The following is a 728-nucleotide window of genomic DNA, read 5'->3' as shown; positions in this document are numbered from 1 at the left end:
ATTCGGCATCAGACGGTGCGTCCGTTAGTGACGACTAGCTGGATTGGTCAATATCCAGCGGGGACTTCCAACAGGTGAGTATCCCACACGCAACCCCCTTCGTTTCTGTTTCTAGTGGACAAAATAATTAGGAGGTCTGGAAACCTCGCACGCACCGTATTGAGTACGTCAATACCGTCCATCACCGGCAGTTCATAGTTAGAGACCACGCCAATCTGTGGGTGGTGAGGTGTGGTCTAACGCATCTGAAACCGTCGTCGCTATTGTCACTATAATTTGGTCATCCTGTTGTTCAAGATACATCACCCCCAGAGCCACAATCATAGGGTCGTCATCAACGTGTACTACAGACACATCGCTCGGTATTCCGTGGCACACTACTCGCATAATGATCGGATGGGTGACTAGAACAACAGAAATCTCGTAAAATTACTGGTCGTGGTATCCACGCCGTGCCCAAGACCGGTGGTGATGGTCACGCCGCCTGGTCACTCGCTTCGATCAGCCGCGAGAGCACCTCCTGCCTATCTGGGGGCTCTGACCCCTGGGTGATTCGGCCGGTCACGAGATCTATCAGGTCGTACTGTCGCAGGATTGTGCGAGTCTGGGTGTCATCAACGCCGAGTCCTCGCCGAACCTCATACACGGTTCGTGAGTCGGTGAGTACTGAGACGAGCTCGGCCACGGACACCTCACCGGGCAGTTCAAGTGATTCAACCGCAGAAAGT

General features: G+C 53.6%; 1 pseudogene. It reads right to left on the bottom strand.

The annotated features are described in order from the left end of the window. Positions 1–475: 475 nt before the first annotated feature. Positions 476–728 (bottom strand): annotated as a pseudogene (locus EXE45_RS17225) (hypothetical protein); the annotation flags it as partial.

The organism is Halorubrum sp. SP9, assembly GCF_005435015.1.
Taxonomy (GTDB): domain Archaea; phylum Halobacteriota; class Halobacteria; order Halobacteriales; family Haloferacaceae; genus Halorubrum; species Halorubrum sodomense.
This window is presented reverse-complemented; position numbering and strand designations above follow the sequence as displayed.